General features: G+C 62.5%; 23 protein-coding genes. 12 read left to right on the plus strand and 11 right to left on the minus strand.

Annotation, left to right across the window (positions count from 1 at the left end):
• Positions 1-124 precede the first annotated feature (124 nt).
• From pqqA to J3A71_RS26990, 7 genes are all read left to right on the plus strand, one after another.
• A complete protein-coding gene (gene pqqA, locus J3A71_RS26960) occupies positions 125-196 on the plus strand; it encodes a pyrroloquinoline quinone precursor peptide PqqA (RefSeq protein ID WP_008365141.1) in 72 nt (23 codons plus the stop codon).
• A 79-nt stretch (positions 197-275) separates the two neighbouring features.
• Entirely contained in the window at positions 276-1,187 is a 912-nt protein-coding gene (gene pqqB / locus J3A71_RS26965; protein ID WP_096425491.1) for a pyrroloquinoline quinone biosynthesis protein PqqB, read from the plus strand.
• 73 nt (positions 1,188-1,260) lie between these two features.
• The gene (gene pqqC / locus J3A71_RS26970) at positions 1,261-2,016 is read left to right on the plus strand and encodes a pyrroloquinoline-quinone synthase PqqC (RefSeq protein WP_209953516.1); all 756 of its coding nucleotides are present in this window, start codon (positions 1,261-1,263) and stop codon (positions 2,014-2,016) included.
• Entirely contained in the window at positions 2,013-2,288 is a 276-nt protein-coding gene (gene pqqD, locus J3A71_RS26975; protein WP_016484591.1) for a pyrroloquinoline quinone biosynthesis peptide chaperone PqqD, read from the plus strand. The genes pqqC and pqqD overlap by 4 nt, the downstream gene beginning before the upstream one ends.
• Positions 2,260-3,420: a pyrroloquinoline quinone biosynthesis protein PqqE gene (pqqE, locus tag J3A71_RS26980; RefSeq protein ID WP_096425490.1), complete on the plus strand. Its 1,161-nt coding sequence runs from the start codon at positions 2,260-2,262 to the stop codon at positions 3,418-3,420. Before pqqD ends, pqqE begins: the two co-directional genes overlap by 29 nt.
• Positions 3,386-5,224 (plus strand): S9 family peptidase, encoded by a 1,839-nt coding sequence (locus J3A71_RS26985; protein WP_096425489.1) that lies wholly within the window; start codon positions 3,386-3,388, stop codon positions 5,222-5,224. Before pqqE ends, J3A71_RS26985 begins: the two co-directional genes overlap by 35 nt.
• A 159-nt stretch (positions 5,225-5,383) precedes the next feature.
• Positions 5,384-6,307: a heparin lyase I family protein gene (locus tag J3A71_RS26990; RefSeq protein ID WP_157754389.1), complete on the plus strand. Its 924-nt coding sequence runs from the start codon at positions 5,384-5,386 to the stop codon at positions 6,305-6,307.
• A 64-nt stretch (positions 6,308-6,371) separates the two neighbouring features.
• On the opposite strand, the gene J3A71_RS26995 is transcribed toward J3A71_RS26990, so the two are convergent.
• Both J3A71_RS26995 and J3A71_RS27000 read right to left on the minus strand, forming a co-directional pair.
• Positions 6,372-6,530, minus strand: a complete 159-nt coding sequence (locus J3A71_RS26995) for a YqaE/Pmp3 family membrane protein (protein ID WP_003177654.1) — start codon at positions 6,528-6,530, stop codon at positions 6,372-6,374.
• A 152-nt stretch (positions 6,531-6,682) separates the two neighbouring features.
• Positions 6,683-7,960, minus strand: coding sequence for an aminotransferase class III-fold pyridoxal phosphate-dependent enzyme (locus J3A71_RS27000; protein ID WP_210021987.1), 1,278 nt, complete (start codon positions 7,958-7,960; stop codon positions 6,683-6,685).
• 210 nt (positions 7,961-8,170) lie between these two features.
• Between J3A71_RS27000 and J3A71_RS27005 the strand changes: the two genes are divergently transcribed.
• The gene (locus J3A71_RS27005; protein WP_016484586.1) at positions 8,171-9,094 is read left to right on the plus strand and encodes a LysR family transcriptional regulator; all 924 of its coding nucleotides are present in this window, start codon (positions 8,171-8,173) and stop codon (positions 9,092-9,094) included.
• A 280-nt stretch (positions 9,095-9,374) separates the two neighbouring features.
• On the opposite strand, the gene J3A71_RS27010 is transcribed toward J3A71_RS27005, so the two are convergent.
• From J3A71_RS27010 to bioB, 9 genes are all read right to left on the minus strand, one after another.
• Positions 9,375-11,153 carry an acyl-CoA dehydrogenase C-terminal domain-containing protein gene (locus tag J3A71_RS27010; protein ID WP_096425487.1) on the minus strand — a complete coding sequence of 593 codons (1,779 nt, stop codon included), beginning with the start codon at positions 11,151-11,153 and terminating at the stop codon, positions 9,375-9,377.
• Positions 11,154-11,277: 124 nt separating this feature from the next.
• Positions 11,278-12,561 carry a GGDEF domain-containing protein gene (locus J3A71_RS27015; RefSeq protein WP_209953518.1) on the minus strand — a complete coding sequence of 428 codons (1,284 nt, stop codon included), beginning with the start codon at positions 12,559-12,561 and terminating at the stop codon, positions 11,278-11,280.
• 177 nt (positions 12,562-12,738) lie between these two features.
• Positions 12,739-14,544 carry a phenylacyl-CoA dehydrogenase gene (locus J3A71_RS27020; protein ID WP_016484583.1) on the minus strand — a complete coding sequence of 602 codons (1,806 nt, stop codon included), beginning with the start codon at positions 14,542-14,544 and terminating at the stop codon, positions 12,739-12,741.
• Between the two features lie 288 nt (positions 14,545-14,832).
• A complete protein-coding gene (locus J3A71_RS27025) occupies positions 14,833-15,129 on the minus strand; it encodes a hypothetical protein (RefSeq protein WP_016484582.1) in 297 nt (98 codons plus the stop codon).
• A gap of 192 nt (positions 15,130-15,321) precedes the next feature.
• Positions 15,322-16,002 (minus strand): dethiobiotin synthase, encoded by a 681-nt coding sequence (gene bioD, locus J3A71_RS27030; RefSeq protein ID WP_016484581.1) that lies wholly within the window; start codon positions 16,000-16,002, stop codon positions 15,322-15,324.
• 10 nt (positions 16,003-16,012) lie between these two features.
• Positions 16,013-16,831: a malonyl-ACP O-methyltransferase BioC gene (bioC, locus tag J3A71_RS27035; RefSeq protein ID WP_096425486.1), complete on the minus strand. Its 819-nt coding sequence runs from the start codon at positions 16,829-16,831 to the stop codon at positions 16,013-16,015.
• Complete coding sequence (locus J3A71_RS27040; protein ID WP_016484579.1) at positions 16,824-17,555, minus strand: alpha/beta fold hydrolase; 732 nt, start codon at positions 17,553-17,555, stop codon at positions 16,824-16,826. The genes bioC and J3A71_RS27040 overlap by 8 nt, the downstream gene beginning before the upstream one ends.
• Complete coding sequence (gene bioF, locus J3A71_RS27045; protein WP_096425485.1) at positions 17,548-18,720, minus strand: 8-amino-7-oxononanoate synthase; 1,173 nt, start codon at positions 18,718-18,720, stop codon at positions 17,548-17,550. Before bioF ends, J3A71_RS27040 begins: the two co-directional genes overlap by 8 nt.
• Before the next feature lies 1 nt (position 18,721).
• Positions 18,722-19,780, minus strand: a complete 1,059-nt coding sequence (bioB, locus tag J3A71_RS27050) for a biotin synthase BioB (RefSeq protein WP_016484577.1) — start codon at positions 19,778-19,780, stop codon at positions 18,722-18,724.
• Between the two features lie 89 nt (positions 19,781-19,869).
• On the opposite strand from bioB, the gene J3A71_RS27055 reads away from it, so the two are divergent.
• The 4 genes from J3A71_RS27055 (at position 19,870) to rarD (ending at position 23,516) form a co-directional block, all read left to right on the plus strand.
• Entirely contained in the window at positions 19,870-20,601 is a 732-nt protein-coding gene (locus J3A71_RS27055) for a ComF family protein (RefSeq protein WP_096425484.1), read from the plus strand.
• Between the two features lie 59 nt (positions 20,602-20,660).
• Complete coding sequence (locus tag J3A71_RS27060; protein WP_016484575.1) at positions 20,661-21,425, plus strand: TOBE domain-containing protein; 765 nt, start codon at positions 20,661-20,663, stop codon at positions 21,423-21,425.
• Between the two features lie 164 nt (positions 21,426-21,589).
• A complete protein-coding gene (locus J3A71_RS27065; protein ID WP_070086413.1) occupies positions 21,590-22,564 on the plus strand; it encodes a serine/threonine protein kinase in 975 nt (324 codons plus the stop codon).
• Between the two features lie 64 nt (positions 22,565-22,628).
• Positions 22,629-23,516, plus strand: coding sequence for an EamA family transporter RarD (gene rarD / locus J3A71_RS27070; RefSeq protein WP_096425483.1), 888 nt, complete (start codon positions 22,629-22,631; stop codon positions 23,514-23,516).
• Positions 23,517-23,646 lie beyond the last annotated feature (130 nt).

A 23,646-nucleotide genomic window follows, 5' to 3' on the forward strand; every position in this document is an offset into this window, starting at 1 on the left:
TTAACCTTTCAGTACAAATTTTTCTTGTAAGATAGCGCAATCCCAGTTTCAGGGAACTGCCGAGCCATGGCGGTACCCAAGTAGTAGCTGAGCAACCCAACCCTCATTCGGAAGGAGTAATTCCATGTGGACCAAACCTGCTTACACTGACCTGCGTATCGGTTTCGAAGTCACCATGTACTTCGCAAGCCGCTAAGCCAGGCTTGCGCCTCAACGCCTCGGCCCGCCGGGGCGTTTTCGTTTTTACGATACGGTTTTCTGCATAGAGAGTGGCCATGTACATCCAGGTTCTCGGCTCCGCCGCCGGTGGTGGGTTCCCGCAGTGGAACTGCAACTGCGTCAACTGCAAGGGCTACCGTGACGGCACCCTGCGGGCAACGGCGCGCACTCAATCATCCATCGCCCTGTCCGACGACGGCGTGCACTGGGTGTTATGCAATGCCTCGCCCGACATCCGCGCCCAACTGCAAGGCTTTGCGCCAATGCAGCCGGCCCGGGCCCTGCGCGACACCGGCATCAACGCCATCGTCCTGCTGGACAGCCAGATCGACCACACCACCGGCCTGCTGAGCCTGCGTGAGGGCTGCCCACACCAGGTGTGGTGCACCGACATGGTCCACCAGGACCTGACCACCGGTTTCCCGCTGTTCAACATGCTCAGCCACTGGAACGGTGGCCTGCAGTGGAACCGCATCGAGCTGGAAGGCAGCTTCGTGATCGACGCCTGCCCCAACCTGCGCTTCACTCCGTTCCCCCTGCGCAGCGCCGCGCCGCCCTACTCACCACACCGCTTCGACCCGCACCCGGGCGATAACCTGGGCCTGCTGGTCGAGGACACTCGCACCGGCGGCAAGCTGTTCTATGCCCCAGGCCTGGGGCAGGTAGACGACAAGCTGCTGACGATGATGCACAGTGCCGACTGCCTGCTGGTCGACGGCACCCTGTGGGAAGACGACGAGATGCAGCGCCGCGGTGTGGGCACCCGCACCGGCCGCGAAATGGGTCACCTGGCGCAGAACGGGGCCGGTGGCATGCTGGAAGTCCTCGACGGCTTCCCGCGCCAGCGCAAGGTACTTATCCACATCAACAACACCAACCCGATTCTCGACGAAGACTCACCCGAGCGCGCCGAAGTCCTGCGCCGGGGCGTCGAAGTTGCCTTCGATGGCATGAGCATCGAGTTGTAACAACGAGCTCGCACAAGCAACTTAGTTCCCCTGTGGGATCGAGCCGAGACTCAGCTTTACAGGAGCCAGCCGAATGAGCGACGCACTGCCAATGTCACCTGCCGAATTCGAGCAGGCCCTGCGCGCCAAGGGCGCCTATTACCACATTCATCACCCGTACCACGTGGCGATGTACCAGGGGCGCGCCACCCGCGAGCAGATCCAGGGCTGGGTAGCCAACCGCTTCTACTACCAGGTCAACATCCCGATGAAGGATGCCGCGATCCTGGCCAACTGCCCGGACCGCGAAGTACGCCGCGAGTGGATCCAGCGCCTGCTCGACCACGACGGCGCACCCGGCGAGGACGGTGGCATCGAAGCCTGGCTGCGCCTGGGCCAGGCCGTCGGCCTCGACCCGGACCAGTTACGCTCCCAGGAGCTGGTACTGCCAGGCGTACGCTTTGCCGTGGACGCCTACGTCAACTTCGCCCACCGCGCCAGCTGGCAGGAAGCGGCCAGCAGCTCGCTGACAGAACTGTTCGCCCCGCAAATCCACCAGTCGCGCCTGGACAGCTGGCCGCAGCACTACCCGTGGATCGACCCGGCCGGCTACGAGTACTTCCGCACCCGCCTGGGCCAGGCCCGCCGTGACGTGGAGCACGGCCTGGCGATTACCCTGCAGCACTACACCACCCGCGCGGGCCAGGAGCGTATGCTGGAGATCCTGCAGTTCAAGCTGGATATCCTCTGGAGCATGCTCGACGCCATGAGCATGGCCTACGAGCTGAACCGCCCGCCTTATCACTCCGTCACCCAGGACCGGGTGTGGCACAAGGGGATCACCCTATGAGTTTTGATCGCAAGCAGGTGCCGAACTGGCGCCCTGGCTACCGCTTCCAGTACGAGCCAGCGCAAAAGGGCCATGTGTTGCTTTACCCCGAGGGCATGATCAAGCTCAACGAAAGCGCCAGCCTGATCGGTGGCCTGATCGACGGCCAGCGTGACGTGGCAGCAATCATCAGCGAACTCGAACAGCAATTCCCCGATGCTCCGGACGTAGCCGAAGACATCGAGCAGTTCATGGAGGTGGCCCGTGCCGAACACTGGATCGTCCTCGCCTGAGTTACCGCCCACGCCCGAGGTCGGGCTGCCGCTGTGGTTGCTGGCCGAGCTCACCTACCGCTGCCCACTGCAGTGCCCGTACTGCTCCAACCCGCTGGACTTCGCCGCCCAGGGCCAGGAGCTGAGCACCGAACAGTGGTTCAAGGTGATGGCCGAAGCGCGGGAAATGGGCGCCGCGCAAATCGGTTTTTCCGGCGGTGAACCGCTGGTGCGCCAGGACCTAGCCGACTTGATCGGCGAAGCCCGCCGCCTGGGTTACTACACCAACCTGATCACCTCGGGTATCGGCCTGACCGAAGCGCGCATCGCCGACTTCAAGAAGGCCGGCCTGGACCATATCCAGATCAGCTTCCAGGCCAGCGACGAGCAGGTCAACAACCTGCTGGCCGGTTCGAAGAAGGCCTTTGCGCAAAAGCTGGAGATGGCCCGTGCGGTAAAGGCCCACGGCTACCCGATGGTGCTCAACTTTGTCACCCATCGGCACAACATCGACAAGATCGACCGCATCATCGAGCTGTGCATTGCCCTGGAAGCCGACTTCGTCGAGCTTGCCACCTGCCAGTTCTACGGCTGGGCGCACCTCAACCGCTTGGGGCTGCTGCCGACCCGCGCACAGCTGGAGCGGGCCGAACGCATCACCAATGAGTACCGGGAGAAGCTCAAGGCCGAGGGCAGCCCGTGCAAGCTGATTTTCGTCACCCCGGATTACTACGAAGAGCGCCCCAAGGCCTGCATGAATGGCTGGGGCAACCTGTTCCTCACCATCACCCCGGACGGCACCGCGCTGCCCTGCCACGGCGCCCGCCAACTGCCGGTGCAGTTCCCCAATGTACGCGACCACGACCTGCACCATATCTGGTATGAGTCGTTTGGCTTCAACCGCTTCCGTGGTTATGAGTGGATGCGCGAACCATGCCGCTCCTGCGACGAAAAAGAAAAGGACTTCGGCGGCTGTCGCTGCCAGGCCTTCATGCTGACCGGCGATGCCAGCAACGCCGACCCTGTGTGCGCCAAGTCGGCCGACCACGGCATCATCCTCAAGGCCCGCGAGGAGGCGGAAACCGCCCAGCTCGCCATTGAACAGATGACCTTCCGCAATGATCGAAACTCCCGTGTCATCGCCCGCGGCTGAATTCAGCGCGGCCCAGGCGGTAGCCGCCGGCACCGACTTCACGGAACTCAAAGTCAGTGCCGACGGGCTGTTCTGGATTGAATTTCGCCCGGCCGATGGTGCTTGCCGTATCTGGCACTGGCTGTACCACCAGGCTAGATGCCTGACCCCGGATGGCTTCAGCGTGCGCAGCCGGGTCTACGAGTATGGCGGGGGCAGCTTCTGCCTGGGTGGCGACGGGCTGGTGTTCGTCAACGAAAAGGACCAGCAGGTCTACACCCAGCCGCTGGACGATTTGCCACCGCGTGCGCTCACCCAGGACGGCAGCTGCCGCTACGGCGATGTGCAGTGGCACGGTGGCCAGGTGCTGGCCGTCGAGGAACGCCATGCCGAGCAGGTGGAGCATCGTCTGGTTGCGTTGGGTGACAGCAGCCGCGAGGTGTTGGCCGAGGGCGCCGATTTCTATGCCTCACCCACTGTGAGTGCCGATGGCCAACGACTGGCATGGGTCGAATGGGACCGCCCGGCACAGCCTTGGACCGTCACCCGGCTGATGTGCCGCGTCCGCGACAGCAGTGGCCATTGGGGGCCCGCGCAGTGCGTGGCCGGCGATGACGAATCGCTGCAGCAGCCGCGCTTCGATGACGAAGGCCGTCTCTACTGTCTGTCCGACCGCAACGGCTTCTGGCAGCCTTGGGGCGAAGTCGATGGCCACTGGCAGGTGTTGCCTGCGGAGCTTGCCGACCACGCGGCAGCGCCTTGGCAAATGGGCACCTGCACCTGGTTGGCGCTGGGGCCGCAAAGCTACCTGGCCAGCTGGTTCAAAGACGGCTTCGGGCAATTGGGGCTGCGTGCTGAAGATGGCCGCATGGCGCGTTACGCCAGTGCCTACACACGCTTTCGCAGCCTGGCCATGGACAGCGAACACCTGTATGCCATCGCCGCCTCGCCCATCAGCCCGCCGGCAGTGATTGGCATTGACCGCCGCAACCACGAGGTACGCGTGCTGGCCGGTGGTGCCGAAATACTGCCGGCGGAACAGATCAGCCTGCCGCAGTCTTTCCACTACGGCAGTGAAGGCGAGCAGGCGCATGGTTTCTTCTACCCGCCATCACAGTCGCAGGGCGCTGCACCGCTGGTGGTGTTCATCCATGGCGGGCCGACGTCAGCCTGCTATCCCGTGCTGGACCCACGCATCCAGTACTGGACTCAACGCGGCTTTGCCGTGGCCGACCTGAACTACCGGGGCAGCACCGGCTATGGCCGGGACTACCGCCAGGCGCTGCACCTGCGCTGGGGTGAGAGCGATGTGGCCGATGCTTGCGCGGCGGTCGAATACCTGGCTGCTCAGGGCTTGGTCGACCAGCACAAGGCGTTCATCCGCGGCGGCAGTGCTGGGGGCTACACCACCCTGTGCGCCTTGGCGTTCCATGACGTGTTCCGCGCCGGCGCCAGCCTCTATGGGGTCAGCGACCCGGTTGCCCTGGGCCGTGCCACGCACAAGTTCGAAGGGGATTACCTGGACTGGCTGATCGGCGACCCGCAGCAGGATGCCGAACGCTATCGCCAACGCACCCCTCTTCTGCATGCAGACAGCATCAGGGCGCCAGTGATTTTCTTCCAGGGTGAACTGGATGCGGTAGTGGTACCGGAGCAGACCCGAAAAATGCTCGCAGCACTCCAGGCCAAGGGTGTTCAGGCAGAGGGGCATTTCTATGCACTCGAACGGCACGGCTTCCGGCAGGCAAGTAACCTGGCGCATGCGCTGGAACAGGAGTGGCTGTTCTTTAGCAACGTGATCAACCCTCAACACAATAAAGTTTAAGTGTGCTTTGCATTCGGCAAACCCACGATTACCTGGCAATTCTGTCAGTAGACGTGTCTTGGTTCAGGCCCTAACGTCGCGGTATTCGCGCCGCCCTTGAATCTGAATGGATGCGCTATCAGGGCGGCGGCTATTGTAAATTGACAATGGGCCGCCATGATGGAAAAAGACGAACACGAAGCACTCCTCAAAGATCAAAAAAATGGCCATAAGCCTTTTGTAATGCGGGCATGGGCGCTATGGCTGCAATGGTTATCACCGTATAAAACCCAAGGTGCAATCCTTGAAAAGAACCAGCCGGAAGTTAAAGAGGAGCGCTGCCCACCCAGTGTCCCTGACAACTTTCTGATGTGGGTCGGGTCAACCACACCCCTCGACCGCACCCAGGAAGATGAGCAGAAATCACCCAATGACCTGTTCAGAATGGTCGAAACAGGCGATGCGGACACGGGTGCCAGCCTCAAGGTAGTCCACGATACCGAGCGAGGGAAAGTCTGGCTGTTTGACAAACCCGCCCACCCGACCAATTACCGGTGCGAGTCAAACTCCATCAAAGTGAATGTGGCACCCTACGAGGTCTATGAAGGCTGGGAAGAAAATCAGATTTACGACTTCTGTTGGAGCAGCAAGTTTCCGGACGTCGACAACGCGCCCTATGGCGATTATGTAATCTTTCAGTGGAAGTCCGAGGGCAGCAATATCTACCCTTTCTTCATGAAGGTGCAGGCCGGCCGGTTTGAAATGACGCACTACAACACCCGGCTTGATGGTGAAAAACACAAGGTGGTCTGGTGGACGCGAATTGAAGCGGACAAGTGGTACGACATCCGAATTCGGGTTCTGCTCTCCAGTGACCAAGATATCGGTACCGTTCAGCTCTTTCTGGATAATGCGCCCCAGAAATTCACGGCCGACCGGGAAGGAAAACCCAGGGAACCCGATGAAAAAGATCCTTGTACCCTCGTGTGCCAGACATTCTCCCCTGCCCGGCATTACTTGAAATGGGGCGCTTACAATACCGGGTTCCCACTGAACGCGCTGAAACACTACGTCGACAAACTCATGGTAAAACGCATTGCATAGTCAGCTTCGAAACTGATGGCTGTTGCGGGGGTGGAAGACCGGCATGTCTTCAACCCCCGGCGCCTCAGCGCTTGGCGATGATGTATACCGCGTGCACGATCCCTGGAATGTATCCCAGCAGGGTCAGCAGAATATTCAGCCAGAACGCCCCGCCAAACCCCACCTGCAGAAACACCCCCAGCGGAGGCAAAAGAATGGCAATAATGATGCGAATAAAGTCCATGCGAGTCTCTCCTGAAGGGTTACATCAAAGACTAGCCGCTCGCCACAGAGGTTCCACCAGCCAAAAAAAACGCCCCGGGCCGAATGAAACAGGCCAGGGGCGATGCGCAGGAACGCCAGACGGTTCGTAGAATTCTCGGTCTTGCTAAACAGCTACGCCGGCACCTCGCGGCGGGCCTGCTGCTGGGCATGCAGGCGCGCAAAGGCGCGTGCCAGGCGCAACAGCATTTCATCGATGTTGCCCTTGCTCACGGTCAGCGCTGGCGAAAAACGCACCACATCCGCTTGCGGCGCATTGAGCAGCAGGCCTTCGTGCAGGGCGGCCGCCACCAGCTCGCGGGCTAGGCTTTCCTTTAGCTGCAGAGCCCACAGCAGGCCTTGCCCGCGTACTTCACCCTGGCCGTAGCGCCCGGCCAGGCGGCTCAGGCCTTCGCGCAGGTGGCGGCCGTTATCCTGCACCTGGGCAAAAAAGCCCGGCTCCAGCACGGTGTCCAGCACAGCCATGCCGGCGGCGCACATCAGCGCATTACCGTGGTGGCTGCCTTCCAGTTCGCCAGGCGCGGCGCAGCATGCTGTACCCCGGGCAAGCAACGCAGCCAGTGGCACCCCGCCGCCCAGGCCTTTGCCCAGGGTGATGATGTCCGCGCGCACTCCGTAGAGCTCCTCGGCCAGCAGCGCGCCACAACGACCGATACCGGTCTGCACTTCATCGAGGATCAGCAGGATGCCCAGTTCACGGCACAGCGTTTCCACACCCTTGAGGTACTCCAGCGTGGCGGGGATAACACCCGCCTCGCCCTGGATGGGCTCCAGCATGATGGCCACGGTGCGCGAATCCACTGCGGCGTGCAGGGCAGCCAGATCATTGAACGGCACCTTGCTGAAGCCCGGCAGGCCAGGCTCGCAGCGGTTGCACGGCAACGGGTCAGACGCCGACAACGCACCCAGGCTGCGGCCGTGGCAGGCCTGGCTGGCAGTGATGTGGTAAGCGCCGTTGCGGTGCAGTTGGCCCCACTTACGCGCCAGCTTGATCGCACCTTCACAGGCCTCCGCACCGCTGTTAAGCAGGTAGGCCTGCTCGCTGCCGGTGCTCTGGCACAGGCGGTTGACCAACCCCAGCAAGCCACGGCTATGAAAGCCCGAACCCGGGTTGATCAGTGCCTGGGCCTGGTTGCCCAGCGCTTTCACCAGCACGCTGGGGCTGTGGCCCAGGCTGTTGACCGCACCGCCCTGGGTAAAGTCCAGGTAGGCATGCCCTTCGTTGTCCCACAACCAAGAGCCCTGCCCTCGCACGAACACCTGCGCTGCACGTTCGGCGCCGGGCATCAGGCGATCACGCGACAACTCATCAGCCTGCGGCACGATCACCGGCGCACGCTTGGGCTCGGCGACAGCGGCAGGTGCCGAACGGCGCAGGTTGAACAGGTTCATCAGGGCTCCAACCAATCACGGTAAAGGGCGGCCACGGTGCGGTCTTGATGCCGACACTCTATATTTTGCCTTGCCTATCAAAAGTGTTTTTCATCCTGGGTAACAATCAGCCTGATGACTGCTGTAACCCTTTGGAATACGGCGATAGACTAGGCTTCACGAGGGTTTTCGACCATTTCGTTTTTCCAGCATTTTCGATAAGTGTTACTTATGGATTTCCGCCAACTGCGTTATTTCGTCGCGGTGTACGAAGAAGGTCACGTGGGCCGCGCCGCCGAGCGCCTGTCGCTTTCCCAGCCGGCGCTCTCCCAGCAGATCCGTCAGCTGGAACACAGCCTGGACCTGAGCTTGTTCGAGCGCAGCAACAAGCGCCTGCTGCCCACCCTGGCTGCCCATACCCTGTACAACCACGCCTTGCCATTGCTTGATGGCCTGCAACGCGCCCACGAGGCCATGCGCAACTTCAAGGGCCAGTCGCTGCGCACCCTGGCTATCGGCGTGTTGCAGACCGTGCGGCCCAGCCTGGTGCCACAGTTGCTCGAACGGCTGCGCAAAGCACAGCCGCACCTTGTCGTGCAGATATACGAGTTGTCGGGGCTGGAGATAGAACGACGGCTGCTCAACGGCAGCCTGGATATCGGCATCAGCTACCTGCCACCGCGCCAGCCAGGGCTGCATGGCCTGCTGCTGTACGAAGATGAACTGCAACTGGTCATACCCGATACCCACCCCCTGAAGGATTTCAAGAAGGTGTCCATCCGCCAGGCTGCCGAGTTGCCCATGCTGATGCTGGGTGAGGAGTTCCAGATCCGCCAGATCTGGCAGGCGCAACTGGCCAGCCAAGGCCGACGGCCACACGTGCAGGCAGAGATGAACAACATGGCGGGCATTCTCGACAGCCTGGCGCACACGGCACTGGCCACCATTTTGCCAGGGCGGGCCAAGGAGGCTGCCGAGGATGATCAAGGGCTGCTGTGGAAGCCATTGAGCGAGCCGCGGGTGCCGCTTAAGGTTGGCCTGGTGTTCCGCGATGCACAGCGCCAGCAGGCCTCTGTGGAACTGCTGCGCACGCTACTGGAGGAGGAGACGGACGCCCGCCTGTTGGGGGCGTCGCCGCTGGATGTGCTGGCCTGAAAAAACACGCGCACAAATAAAACCCCGCCGAAGCGGGGTTTTCCAGACTGTTTCCCTGTGACATCCGTATCGCCCCGCCATCCTGGCAGGTGGTCCTTCGTCGTCTTCCTTGATCTGTCCTTTGCGCTTCCTGCGCAACGTCCATGTGGTAAAGATTAACCGTGGATCCAATCTTAGAACAGTGGTGAAAAGTCACCACGTCGTGTAGGAAAATGCTTACAAAGAGGATTCGTTCCCAGAAATGCCATGGCTGGGGGCCGCAAAGCGGCCCAAAAACATGTCAGAACTGCTCGGCATCCAGCAGGAACAGCGACTCACTCCCCGCCTTCACCGAAGCCACCAGCGAATCCACACGTGGCAACAACCGTGCAAAGTAGAACCGCGCCGTCCCCAGCTTGCCCGAGTAGAACACCTCGTCCCCCTCACCCGCCTTGGCCGCCCGCGCCATCAGTGCCCACATGTAGGCATAGGCCACATAACCAAAGGCATGCAGGTACTCGACCGACGCCGCGCCGATTTCATTCGGGTTGCCTTTGGCCTGCTCCAGCACCCATTCGGTCAGCCCGTCGAGCTGGTCGAGGCTGGCAGCCAACGGCTTGGCAAACTCGTCCAGTTCGCTGCCTGCGCTGGCAATGAACTGGCGAATCTCGTCGGAGAACAGTCTGTAGTACGCCCCGCCGCTGGCCACCACCTTGCGCCCCATCAGGTCGAGGGCCTGGATGCCGTTGGTGCCTTCGTAGATCTGCGTAATGCGCACATCACGCACCAACTGCTCCTGCCCCCACTCACGGATGTAACCATGCCCACCAAATACCTGCTGGCCGTGCACAGTGCTCTCCAGCCCCAGGTCGGTGAGGAACGCCTTGGCCACCGGTGTCAGCAGTGCCACCAGCTCTTCGCTGCGCTTGCGCACGGCGGCGTCTTCGCTGTACTTGGCACTGTCCAGCTGCATGGCCACATAGGTCGAGAAGGCGCGGCCACCCTCGATCTGCGCCTTCATGGTCAGCAGCATGCGGCGCACGTCCGGGTGGACGATGATCGGGTCGGCGGCCTTGTCCTTGGCGTGCGGGCCGGTCGGGGCGCGGCTCTGCAGGCGGTCGCGAGCATATTCCACTGCGTTCTGGTAAGAGCGTTCGGCGGAGGCCAGGCCCTGGATACCCACGCCCAGGCGCTCGTAGTTCATCATGGTGAACATGGCCGCCAGGCCCTTGTTCGGCTCACCGACGATGTAACCGACCGCTTCGTCGAAGTTCATCACACAGGTGGCCGAGGCCTGGATGCCCATCTTGTGCTCGATCGAGCCGCATGTCGCCGGGTTGCGCGCGCCCAGGCTGCCGTCTTCATTGACCAGGAATTTGGGCACCAGGAACAGCGAAATGCCTTTCGGCCCCGCCGGGGCATCCGGCAGCTTGGCCAGTACCAGGTGGATGATGTTCTCGGTCAGGTCGTGCTCGCCGCCGGTGATGAAAATCTTGGTGCCGCTGACCTTGTAGCTGCCGTCGGCCTGAGGCTCGGCCTTGGTGCGGATGATGCCCAGGTCGGTACCGGCATGCGGCTCGGTCAGGCACATGGACCCAGCCCACACACCCGCATACATGTTCGGCAGGTACTTGGCCTTCAGCGCTTCGCTGGCGTGGGCATTGATCGACAGGCAGGCACCTGCAGTAAGCATCGGGTACAAGCCAAAGGCCAGGCTGGAGGCATTGACCATTTCCTCGACCTGAGCCGAGATGGCCTTGGGCATGCCCATGCCACCGAACACCGGGTCGCCGCCCACGCCTACCCAGCCGCCTTCGGCGTAGGTGTTGTAGGCCTCGATGAAACCGGCCGGTGTGCTTACCGCACCGTTGTCCCAGCGGCAGCCTTCTTCATCGGCGGCGCGGCTAAGCGGCGCGATGGTCTTGGCGGTGACCTTGCCGGCTTCTTCCAGCACGGCCATGGCGGTGTCGGCATCGACTACCTCTGCCAGCCCGGGCAACTGCGCCCACTGCTCGGCCACGTTGAAGACTTCATTCAGTACGAAGCGCATGTCGCGCAGGGGCGCTTTATAGTCAGCCATGACAACCTCTCACTAGTCGGGTCGGGGCGGTCTCGGGGAACCGCGACACTGGGGTTGATGGCAGTGTAACCGAACAACTTTTACGAGACATAGGGTCATCACTTGACCGTATAGTCTTCTACGGTCACGCCGTACGTACCGCCCCACGCTGCGATTGCTGCCCATGCACCATGACACAATTGCGCCCCGCGCCTTTAGCGCTGTACAGCGTCTGGTCAGCAGATTTCAGCACCGCTTCGGGGTTACGGTGGTCAACCTGGCGCTCGGCCACACCGATGCTGATGGTGACCGACACCGTCCCGCCGCTGCTGCCGGCCCGCCGCTGGCGCCCGCTGGTATCGTCCTGTGGACGGCTGTTCTGGTCGCGCAGGTGCATCACATAGTTGGCGATCACCTCGCGCACGGCCTCCACGTGGGGCACGCATTCCTCGGCCGTCTTGCCGGCGAACACCAAGGCGAACTCCTCACCGCCATAGCGATACGCGCGGCCACCGCCGGTCACCTTGGACAAGCGGCTGGCAACCAGGCGCAACACCTGGTCACCCACATCATGCCCGTGGGTGTCGTTGAATTTCTTGAAGTGGTCCACATCGGTCATGGCGATTACGTAGTTGCGCCCCAGGCGCTGCATGCGCTCGTTCAGCGCACGGCGCCCCGGCAGGCCGGTCAGTTCGTCACGGAAGGCCATCTGGTAGGCCTCGTGCGCAACCGCTGCGGCGATCATCAACATCACCTGGCTGCACATGATGTTCAGGGTGAACGGCAAGATGAAGGTTTGCGGCAGCATCCAGAAAATACCCAGCAACCCGGTTATCAACGCGGCGTGCAACGGCCGCGGTGCGCGCAGGTATTGCACCACCAGCAGGAGGAAAACGCCGATGAACAACGGGTAGACCATCTGGATCAGACTCATCCACTGGCCATGCAAGGTGGGCCAGCGGATTTCCGCCAGCCAGGTCAGCAACGCTTCAGGGTAGCTTTGTTCAAGGGCTACCGCCACGCTGCCCACTGCGAACAGCACGGCGCCGCGAGCGACCATGTCCTGTAGCAGGTGGGTACGTTCTTGCCAGGCGCCGTATAGCCCGAACAGAGCGGGCAGCAGCAGGCACACCAGGTGGAAGATCACGGCCGCGTCCTCGCGCACGCGGCCATGGTCACGGTAGAAGTCGGTCTGGGTGTCGAGCAGGTAGTAGGCGATGTACACCGTGAGCATCATGAACAACTCACGCTGGCGACGGTAAACCGCGCAGTAGGCACCGCCCAGCAACAGGACCAAGGTGGGCAGGACGTTGAACAGCGATGTGAAAAAGACACTGAGGTCTCTCACATAGGCTGCGGCGAGCCCTGCCAGCAACAGGAACAGCGAAGGCAGGAAGTGGCTTGCGCGAACAGCGTTAAGACGAAACAAGGGTAATCTCCAACCCGGCAGATCAATAGTGGCATTGTGCCCTCACTTCATCGGCAGCGCACATGAACAGTTGAATTTCGTTTCAGATGCCATCCGGTGCAGGAACGCGCTGAACCTGAAAAATAAAAAAACCCGCCTGCCGGTGAGGGCAGGCGGGTTTTCGCTACAGCGGATAGATCAGTACGACAGGCCGAAGTGCTCTTCGTCCATCGCCATCAGGTTGTTGGCACCCGACAGCATGGTCGCCACATGCGTACGGGTACGCGGCAGGATACGTTGGAAGTAGAAGCGCGCAGTCTGCAGCTTGGCAGTGTAGAAGGCCTCTTCGCTGGTGCCGGCTGCCAGCTTCTCGGCTGCCAGGCGGGCGATGTCGGCCCAGAAGTAGGCCAGGCAAGCGTAGCCGGAGTACATCAGGTAGTCGACCGAGGCCGCGCCCACTTCCTCGCGGTCCTTCATGGCGGCCATGCCCACTTTCATGGTCAGCTCGCCCCACTCCTTGTTGATGGCCGCCAGCGGTTCGACAAACTCCTTGACCGCTTCATTGCCTTCCTGCGCCTGGCAGAACTTGTGCACGATCTTGGTGAAGCCCTTCAGCGCCTCGCCTTGGGTCATCAGCACTTTACGGCCGAGCAGGTCGAGGGCCTGGATGCCAGTGGTGCCTTCGTACAGCATCGAGATACGGCTATCGCGTACGTTCTGCTCCATGCCCCACTCGGCAATGAAGCCGTGGCCGCCATAGATCTGCACGCCGTGGTTGGCCGCTTCGAAACCGACTTCGGTCATGAACGCCTTGGCGATCGGGGTCAGGAACGCCAGCAGGGCATCGGCCTTCTTGCGCTCCTCTTCGTCCTGGCTGTACTTGACGATATCCACCTGCTTGGCGGTGAAGTACACCATCGCGCGGTTGCCTTCGGCAAAGGCCTTCATGGTCAGCAGCATGCGGCGCACGTCAGGGTGCACGATGATCGGGTCAGCGGCCTTGTCCGGGGCTTTCGGGCCAGTCAGGGAGCGCATCTGCAGGCGCTCGCGGGCGTACTTCAGGCCACCCTGGAACGCCACTTCGGCGTGGGCCAGGCCTTGCAGCGCGGTACCCAGGCGAGCCGTGTTCATGAAGGTGAACATGCAGTTCAGGCCCTTGTTGGCCGGGCCGATCAGGTAGCCGGTTGCAGCATCGAAGTTCATCACGCAGGTCGCGTTACCGTGGATGCCCATCTTGTGCTCGATGGAGCCGCAGCTCACGCCGTTGCGCTCGCCCACACCGCCTTCGGCGTCAGGCAGGAACTTCGGCACGATGAACAGCGAAATACCTTTGGTACCGGCCGGTGCATCCGGCAGGCGGGCCAGGACGATATGGACGATATTGCCGGCCATGTCGTGCTCACCGGCCGAAATGAAAATCTTGGTGCCCGACACTTTGTAGCTGCCGTCGGCCTGTGGCTCGGCCTTGGTGCGCAGCATGCCCAGGTCAGTACCGCAGTGCGGCTCGGTCAGGCACATGGTGCCGGTCCATTCGCCGGACACCAGCTTGGTCAGGTAGGTGTGCTGCTGCTCGGCAGTGCCGTGCGCAGAAATGGTGTTCATCGCACCGTGCGACAGGCCAGGGTACATGCCCCACGACCAGTTCGAACCGCCAACCATTTCGCTCAAGGCCAGGCCCAGCGACTCCGGCAGGCCTTGGCCGCCATGCTCGATGTCATGCGCCAGGCTCGGCCAGCCGCCTTCGACGAACTGCTCGTAGGCTTCTTTGAAACCGGTCGGGGTTTTAACACCCGATTCGCTCCAGGTGCAGCCTTCCTGGTCACCCACACGGTTCAGCGGGGACAGCACCTGCTCACAGAACTTCGCACCTTCCTCAAGGATCGCGTCGACCATGTCAGGCGTGGCGTCCTGGCAGCCCGGCAGGCTCTGATAGTGCGCCTCATAGCCAAGCAGTTCGTCGCGAACGAAGCGGATATCACGCAAGGGGGCTTTGTAATCAGGCATTGCGATGAACCTCTGGGTCAGTTCTGTGGGGGTGACCAGCTCTTGGCGGCCGTCTATCAAACAGTTGTTTGAAACTTACGTTTAGCTCCGCCTTCTGTCAAGGTTGGACTATGGTGCCATTTACGCCACGAAAAATGGCGTTTACGCCACACCCAGAAAAATCGCCGCCTCTGTGGGAGCGGGCGTGCCCGCGAAAAGGGCCCGGCCAGACATTAAAGAAGCCTGACCTGACGCATTCGCGGGCACGCCCGCTCCCACAGGGGCTGTGTTTAATTGAAGGGGGATCTGTCAGGCGTAGGTGTCGATGATCCGGCCGAGCATTTCGTCGGATGCCTTGACCACCTTTGCGCCAAGTTCGACTTCGGTTTTGCCTACGGCCATTTGCACCACGCTGGTGGCCATGTCCATCTGCTGGCTGCGGTCGACCGAACGCAGGCGTTCTGCCTGAAAATCGCTGGACTGGCTGGTGGCGGTACGTTCGGCGGTGGTGTTGGCGATCTGGCCGGCGGCCTGATCGACCCGGTTCTGGCCGGTCTGGATAGCGCTCAGGCCCGCGTAATAAGCGGAGCTACCGGTGATTTCCATGTCAGGACTCCATTGACGCTGGATGACGAACAGGCCTAATTAAAACAGGCTGGGCGCGAAAAGGCCCGTTTAAAAGCATAATGGCCTGGTGCCAGTTGATAGGCCTTGGGTATTCCTGCACCGGCCCTATCGCCGGCAAGCCAGCTTCTACAAGAGCGGTTTCCCCCGCGAAGGGGCCGGGCGTGGAAACGGCTAATCCAGCAGATCCAGCTGAAGGTGTTCAGCCACCATATCGGCACTGGCTTGCTTCAATTTGGGCACCCGCCCAAGGCAAGGCGCCGGCAAGCGCTCCGCCAGGCTCGCCAGATTCTCTTCAAGTCGCGAAGTACGGGGCTCGATGATGTTGGCCACCCACCCGGCCAGTTGCAGCCCGTCACGCTCGATGGCCTCGGCGCTGAGCAAGGCATGGCTGATGCAACCCAAGCGCACCCCAACCACAAGAATCACCGGCAACTGCAGCGCAACGGCAAGGTCGGAAAGATTCTCCAGGCCCGACAGTGGCACGCGCCAGCCACCGGCCCCTTCGACCAAGGTGAAATCGGCATTTTGTTGCAGCACATTGCGCATTGCCGCCAGCAGCTCCGGAACAGCCAACGTAACCCCCGCCTCACGCGCCGCCACATGCGGGGCAATCGCAGGCTCGAAGGCAAACGGGTTGACCTGCTCATAGGGCAACTTGATCGTGCTTTCGTCGATCAACGCCTGGGCATCGCTGTTGCGCAAGCCTTTCGCTGTCATCGTGCAGCCGGAGGCCACCGGCTTGGCACCCAGAGTACTCATGCCCTGCAAGCGCGCCGCATGCAAAAGCCCAGCGGCGATGGTGGTCTTGCCGACATCGGTGTCGGTACCGGCAATGAAATAGGCCTGGCTCATCTCGCTCCCCTTACGCCTGTGGCTTGCGCAACACACCATAGACCACCTGATAGGTGGCTGGCAGCCCCTCGGGCTGGCGAAATGCCTCATAGGCCTGCAACAGGCCCTGCATGCGGGCGCGGCCGGTGAGGCCTGAGGGGCGACCCGGGTTGAGGTTATGTGCGCCCAGCGCCTTCAGTTCATGGGTCAGGCTGCGTACATCCGGGTAGTGCAGCACATGCGGGCAGCGCTGCAGCCCAAGTTGTTCAAAGCCACTGTCGGCACACAGGCGCTGGTAATCTTCAAACCGGCGGAAGCGGTTCACATGCACCAGGCCGTCCACCGCCTGCCAGCTGGCACGCAATTCGCCCAATGTCCCCACGCACAGGCTGCTGAAGGCCATTACGCCTCCCGGGCGCAGTACCCGCAACGCCTCGGCCAGCACACTGGCGAACTGGTCGCACCACTGCACGGCCAGGCTGGAGAACACAAGCTCGACACTGGCATCTCGCAGCGGCAAACGCTCGGCGTCACCGGCCACGTAGTAGCGCGCCCCACCCTGTTCATGCCGGGCGTGGCGCAGCATGCCTTCGGCGATGTCCACTGCCACACCGCTGGCCTGTGCGAAACGCTCGGCCAGCTTTCGGCTGAAATGGCCAGTGCCACTGCCCAGGTCCAGCCAGTGCGACGGCTGCATGCCTGCTGGCAACTGCTCCAGCAGGTTCAAACCGACAGCGCGCTGCAAGGCTGCCACGCTATCGTAGCTGGCCGCAGCGCGGGAGAACGAAGCCGCCACCTGGCGTTTGTCGGGCAATGCGCCGGGCAGGGTCGGACGGGAAAGGTCAGTCATCGCCACTCTCATGCAGGAAACTCTTGATGCCCGCCGCCAACTCCTGCGGGTACTCCAGCAGGAACGCGTGGGAACTGTCTTCGACCAGGCCCACTTCCACATCAGGCAGCAGCTCGCTCAACGCCGTCGCTGCCTCTGCCGGCACCAATGCATCGCTGCCTGCGAACAGGTGCAATTGCGGGCCGCCATAGGCCTGCAGTGCTTCGCGGGTGTCCAGCTTGGCCAGCACCTCAAGGCCGGTGCCCAGGTACAGCGGGTCGGTGTCCGGCACACCAACACCCAGTTGGCGTAGCAACGTGCGCGGCTGCAGGGCGCCATCACTGCATAAGGTACGGAAGCGTTTGAGGGTCACCTGTGTATGGCTGCGGCAGCCATCGAGGAAGGTGCCGAAGGTGTCTTCGGGCATGCCATGGGGCCAGTCTGGCCGGGCGACGAAACTGGGGTTGCTGGCCAGGGTCAGCAGGCCACAGCAGTAATCGCCGCGCTGTTTCGCCAGCGCGCTGGCCAGCATGCCACCGAGCGACCAGCCGCCCAGCCAGACATTGCTGGGCAGCTTGCGGTCCAGGTGATCCACCCAACCCTGCACATCGCTGTGGTCCAATTCCGGCAGTGGCATCAACTCTACCTGCAGGCGGGTATCCTGGGCGCGCAGGCTGGCCGCCAGCGGCTCCAGTGAAGCAGTACCCAGCCCCCAGCCGGGCAGCAGTACAAGACGATTACGCATCGGCGTTCTCCAGTTGTGGATAACACTCGGCCAATGCATTCAACAATAGCTGCACCTGCGCCTCGCTGTGCGCGGCGCTCAGGGTTACCCGCAGGCGTGCGCTGCCGGCCGGTACGGTGGGCGGGCGGATGGCGGTCACCAGCAAGCCGCGCTCGCGCAACATACGCGACAGGCGCAGGGCCTGTGCGCTGTCGCCAATCATGATCGGCTGGATCGGCGTCGGGCTGTGCATCAACGCCAGCCCGATCTGCTGCGCACCTTCGCGGAACTGGCGAATCAACGCTGTCAGGTGCTCGCGACGCCAGGTGTCACGGCGCAGCAGCTCCAGGCTCTTGAGCGTGGCGCAGGCCAGCGCAGGTGGCTGGCTGGTGGTGTAGATGTAGGGGCGGGCGAACTGCACCAGTGTCTCGATCAACGCTTCGCTGCCGGCAACAAAAGCGCCAGCCGTACCGCAAGCCTTGCCCAGCGTACCGATCAGCACCGGCACATCTTCCAGGCCCAGGCCGAAGTGCTCGACGATGCCGCCGCCCTGTGCGCCGAGGGTGCCCAGGCCATGGGCATCGTCGACCATCAGCCAGGCACCGCGGGCGCGTGCGACCTTGGCCAGCGCCGGCAGGTCGGCCACGTCGCCGTCCATGCTGAACACGCCATCGGTCACAACCAGCGTATTGCCAACGGCCTTCTCCAGGCGGCTTGCCAGGCTGGCCGGGTCGTTGTGAAGGTAGCGGTTGAAGCGTGCACCGCTGAGCAGCCCGCCATCCAGCAGCGAGGCGTGGTTCAGGCGGTCTTGCAACACCGTATCGCCCTGCCCCACCAGCGCGGTGATGGCGCCCAGGTTGGCCATGTAGCCCGTGGAGAACAACAACGCACGCGGGCGCCCAGTCAGTTCGGCCAGCGCCTCTTCAACCTGGTGGTGCGGCGTACTGTGGCCCACCACCAAATGCGAGGCCCCTCCCCCCACACCCCAGCGCTCGGCGCCGGCCTGCCAGGCGGCGATCACCTCAGGGTGGTTGGCCAGGCCCAGGTAGTCATTGCTGCAGAAGGCCAGCAGCCGCTGGCCGTCGACCACCACTTCGGGCCCTTGCGGGCTCTCCAGCAGTGGCCGCTGCCGATACAGGTCTGCGGCGCGCCGTTCGGCCAGGCGCGCCGCCAGGTCGAAGGCCATATCAGGCCGATGCAGCGTTGTAGAACATCTCGCTGCTGCGCTGTTCGACCAACGCCTGCTCGATGGCCGCCTGATGCACTTCGTCGGCATGCTCCTCACGCGCTTCTGGCTTGATGCCCAGGCGTGCGAACAATTGCATGTCTTTGTCGGCCTGTGGGTTGGCAGTGGTCAGCAGTTTTTCGCCGTAGAAGATCGAGTTGGCGCCAGCCATGAACGCCAAGGCCTGCATTTGCTCGTTCATCTGCTCGCGGCCGGCGGACAGGCGCACGTGCGACTTGGGCATCAGCAGGCGGGCGACGGCCAGCATGCGAATAAAGTCGAACGGGTCGACGTCCTCTTCTTCGGCCAGCGGCGTGCCGGCAACCTTGACCAGCATGTTGATCGGCACCGACTCCGGGTGCTCGGGCAGGTTGGCCAGCTGAATCAGCAGGCCGGCGCGGTCGTCCAGCGACTCGCCCATGCCCAGGATGCCGCCAGAGCAGATCTTCATCCCCGCATCGCGCACATAAGCCAGGGTCTGCAGGCGCTCGCTATAGGTGCGGGTGGTGATGATGCTGCCGTAGAACTCCGGTGAGGTGTCGAGGTTGTGGTTGTAGTAGTCCAGGCCGGCCTGGGCCAGGGCCCGGGTCTGCTCCTCGTCGAGCTTGCCCAAGGTCATGCAGGTTTCCAGGCCCATGGCCTTCACGCCTTTGACCATTTCCAGCACGTAGGGCATGTCTTTGGCCGACGGGTGCTTCCACGCCGCGCCCATGCAGAAGCGGGTAGAACCGATGGCTTTGGCGCGGGCAGCCTCTTCCAGCACCTTCTGCACTTCCATCAGCTTCTGTTTTTCCAGCCCGGTGTTGTAGTGGCCGGACTGTGGACAATATTTGCAATCTTCCGGGCAGGCGCCGGTCTTGATCGACAGCAGGGTCGACACCTGCACCCGGTTAGGGTCGAAATGCGCGCGGTGCACGGTTTGCGCCTGGAACAGCAAGTCATTGAACGGTTGCTGGAACAGCGCCTTGACCTCGGCCAGGGACCAGTCGTGACGTGTTGTTGCAGTTGTGCTGGCGCTCATCGGCGTTTCCTTGTTTAGGCTGAAGCTGGCGCCGGGACAGGAAAGCCCACAAGCGCATCACGGATAGCTCGCATAGTTACGGAAGGCCCATGAACTGTCAACCACACTGGAAAAGACTGGTTTACAAGTGCTCACTTATTAATCAATCGTGTTTATTGTGCGATGAGCCTGCCGAGCAGCACTACCCGTTGTGCATCGCCTGCGAGCAGGAACTGCCATGGCTGGGTGACCACTGCCTGCGTTGTGCCTTGCCCTTGCCCATGGCCGGCCTGACCTGCGCCCAGTGTTCCCGTCGCTTGCCGGCCTTCGATAAGGTCGTTGCGCTGTGGCATTTCGGTTTTCCGGTGGACACGTTGGTCAGCCGCTTCAAGCACAACCGTCAGTGGCCTCTGGGCCGGCTGATGGCTGAATTGTTGGGGCATGGGCTAATGCATCGCTTTGCCGAAGGGCTGCCCCGTCCTGACCTGCTGTTGCCTGTACCCCTGGCCAAGCGTCGACTGCGCGAGCGTGGGTTCAACCAGGCAGGAATGCTTGGGCGGTGGCTGGGGTCGCAATTGGGGGTAAATTGCGATGAGCGAATACTGGCGCGCACGCGCGAGACACCGGCACAGCAACGTCTGGACGCCAAGGCACGGCGGCACAATTTGCGTCAGGCGTTTGCTGTAACCCGTGAACTGGAAGGCAAGCATGTCGCCATCGTCGATGATGTATTGACCACCGGTGCCACTGCCCAAGCTATTGCCCAGGCACTACGCAGGGCAGGCGCGCGGCGGGTGGATGTGTATTGCCTGGCACGTACGCCCAAGCCGGGGTATATCTGACCAGGCGCGGATCGCCGCTCCTGCACACTATCCATTCTGACTATAACGACCGAACGCCCATGCCCCTACCCACGCTTCTCACCCAGCACATCGCCCGCCGCCCCCAGCGCATCGCACTGCTGCAGCACATTGCCGAGCAAGGCTCGATCACCCGCGCAGCGAAGGCAGCGGGTATCAGCTACAAGGCTGCCTGGGATGCCATCGACGAGCTCAACAACCTGGCCAGCCAGCCGTTGGTCGAGCGCAGCACCGGTGGCCGTGGCGGTGGTGGTGCGCGCTTGTCGCCGGAAGGCGAGCGGGTGCTGCGCCTGTATCAACGGCTGCAGACACTGCAGGCGCAAATGCTTGAAGCCGCCGAAGAATCCAGCGACCTCGACCTGCTCGGGCGCCTGATGCTGCGCACCAGTGCGCGTAACCAGCTGCAGGGCCAGGTCAGCGGCCTGCGTCGTGAAGGCCGATATGATCGCGTCAGCCTGGCATTAGGCGGCGGGCTGGAGATTGATGCGCTGATCACCCACGACAGCACCGCGCGGCTGGAGCTGACACTGGGGACGATGGTGGTGGCGCTGCTCAAGGCGGGATGGGTACGGTTGCTGGCGGAGGGGGAAGCCCCCGAAGCGGGCAGCAACTGCTTGAACGCAACGGTGGAAGAGGTGCTGGCAGAGGATGACGGGCCCAGTGAGCTCCGGCTGGCGTTGGGCAATGGGCAGACATTGTGTGCCATTGCCGAGGCGCACTGGTTGGCTGGGCAGCCGGTGGCGGCGGGCAGTGCGGTGCAGGTGCAGTTTCATCCGTCCTATGTGTTGATCGGGGTTCCTGCATAGCCTGGCCGCGCTTCAGCGCGGTTCGCGGGTAAACCCGCTCCCACAGGGAACGCGCCGCCTGAGACATGTGCACAAAACCTGTGGGAGCGGCTTTAGCCGCGAAGAGGCCGGTACAGGCATAACGCGTTACCATGGCCCCACGCTGCTTACCCTCCGGAGTCACCATGTCCCACCCCTTCGACACCCTCACCCCCGACCTGGTCCTGGACGCAGTGGAAAGTATCGGCTTTCTCAGCGACGCCCGGGTGCTGGCACTGAACAGCTACGAGAACCGCGTCTATCAGGTGGGCATTGAAGACGCTCAGCCGCTGATCGCCAAGTTCTATCGCCCAGGCCGCTGGACAGATGCGGCGATCCTCGAAGAACACAGCTTCACCGCCGAACTCGCCGACTGCGAGGTGCCTGTGGTTGCGCCGATGCAGCACGACGGCCGCACCTTGTTCGAGCACCAGGGCTTCCGTTTCACTCTGTTCCCGCGCCGCGGCGGCCACGCTCCGGAGCCCGGCAACCTCGACCAGCTCTACCGCCTTGGCCAGTTGCTCGGCCGCCTGCATGCCGTAGGCGCCACCAAACCATTCGAGCACCGTGAGGCCCTGGCTGTGGAGAACTTCGGCCACGCCTCGCTGAACACCCTGCTGGACGGTGGTTTTGTCCCGCGCGAACTGTTGCCGGCCTTCGAGTCCGTAGCACGCGACGTGCTCAAGCGTGTCGAGGACATCTACGCCCGCACACCGCACCAGCTCATCCGCCTGCACGGCGACCTGCACCCCGGCAACCTGATGCACCGAGACGAGGTGTACCACGTGGTCGACCTTGACGACTGCCGCATGGGCCCGGCAGTGCAAGATCTGTGGATGATGCTGGCGGGCAACCGCGAGGAGCGCCTGGGGCAACTGGCCGAACTGATCGACGGTTACAACGAGTTCCACGATTTCGATCCGCGCGAACTGGCCCTGATCGAGCCGTTGCGTGCCCTGCGCCAGCTGCACTATAGCGCCTGGCTGGCGCGGCGCTGGGACGACCCGGCATTCCCGCCCAGCTTCCCCTGGTTTGGCCAGCCACGCTACTGGGGCGACCAGATTCTTGCGCTGCGCGAGCAGATGGCTGCGCTGGATGAGCCACCCCTGAAATTGTTCTAGAGGTAGGGACGTCTCTGTCTACAATAGGGGTCGCTATATTTAGCTACCTAAGCAAGGATTCTGCATGCACGCCGCAAACCCGCGTCGCGGGTACATATTGGGCCTGAGCGCCTACATCATCTGGGGCCTGTTCCCCATTTACTTCAAGGCAATCCAGAACGTCCCGGCAGTGGAGATCATTGTCCACCGGGTGCTCTGGTCGGCACTGTTCGGCTCGCTGCTGCTACTGGTGTGGAAACACCCCGGCTGGTGGCGCGAACTGCGTGACAACCCGCGCCGGCTGGGCATTCTGGCGCTGAGCGGTGCACTGATCGCCGGCAACTGGCTGACCTATGTGTGGTCGGTAAACAACGGCCGCATGCTCGAGGCCAGCCTGGGTTACTACATCAACCCGCTGATCAACGTGTTGCTGGGCATGCTGATACTTGGCGAGCGCCTGCGCCGCCTGCAATGGCTGGCGGTGGGCATGGCCGCCTTAGGCGTAGCACAGCAGGTGTGGCAGGTAGGCAGCCTGCCTTGGGTGTCGCTGGTGCTGGCGTTGAGCTTCGGCTTCTACGGGCTGATTCGCAAACAGGCGCCAGTGGCGGCATTGCCGGGCCTGGTGGTGGAAACCTGGATGCTGGTGCCGCTGGCCCTTGGCTGGCTGCTGCTGCACCCGGCGGCGATGAGTGCCCAAGGGGCGTTTTACACCAGCAGCGAAGCCTTGTGGTTGATGGCTGCCGGGCCGGTGACGCTGATACCGCTGGTGTGCTTCAACGCTGCGGCGAGGCACCTGCCGTATACCACCTTGGGCTTCCTGCAGTACCTGGCGCCCACCTTGGTGCTGTTGCAGGCCGTCCTGCTGTTCGATGAACATTTGTCGTCGAGCACCTTAGTGGCGTTCATGTTCATCTGGGCGGGTCTGGCGATTTACAGCGTTGATGCGTGGCTGAGTTTGCGCAAGCGGAGCTGATCATTAAATGATCAAAACCATGCAGGCCACGTGGTTCGTGGCCTGCAGCGACATCTCCAAAGGTTATCCACACCCTCGTCCCCGTGCTTTGTGCACAAGCGGCTGGAACTTGGACGTTTTTTGATCAAAA

The organism is Pseudomonas sp. PvP089 (assembly GCF_017875165.1).
In the GTDB taxonomy this organism is placed as follows: domain Bacteria; phylum Pseudomonadota; class Gammaproteobacteria; order Pseudomonadales; family Pseudomonadaceae; genus Aquipseudomonas; species Aquipseudomonas fortuita.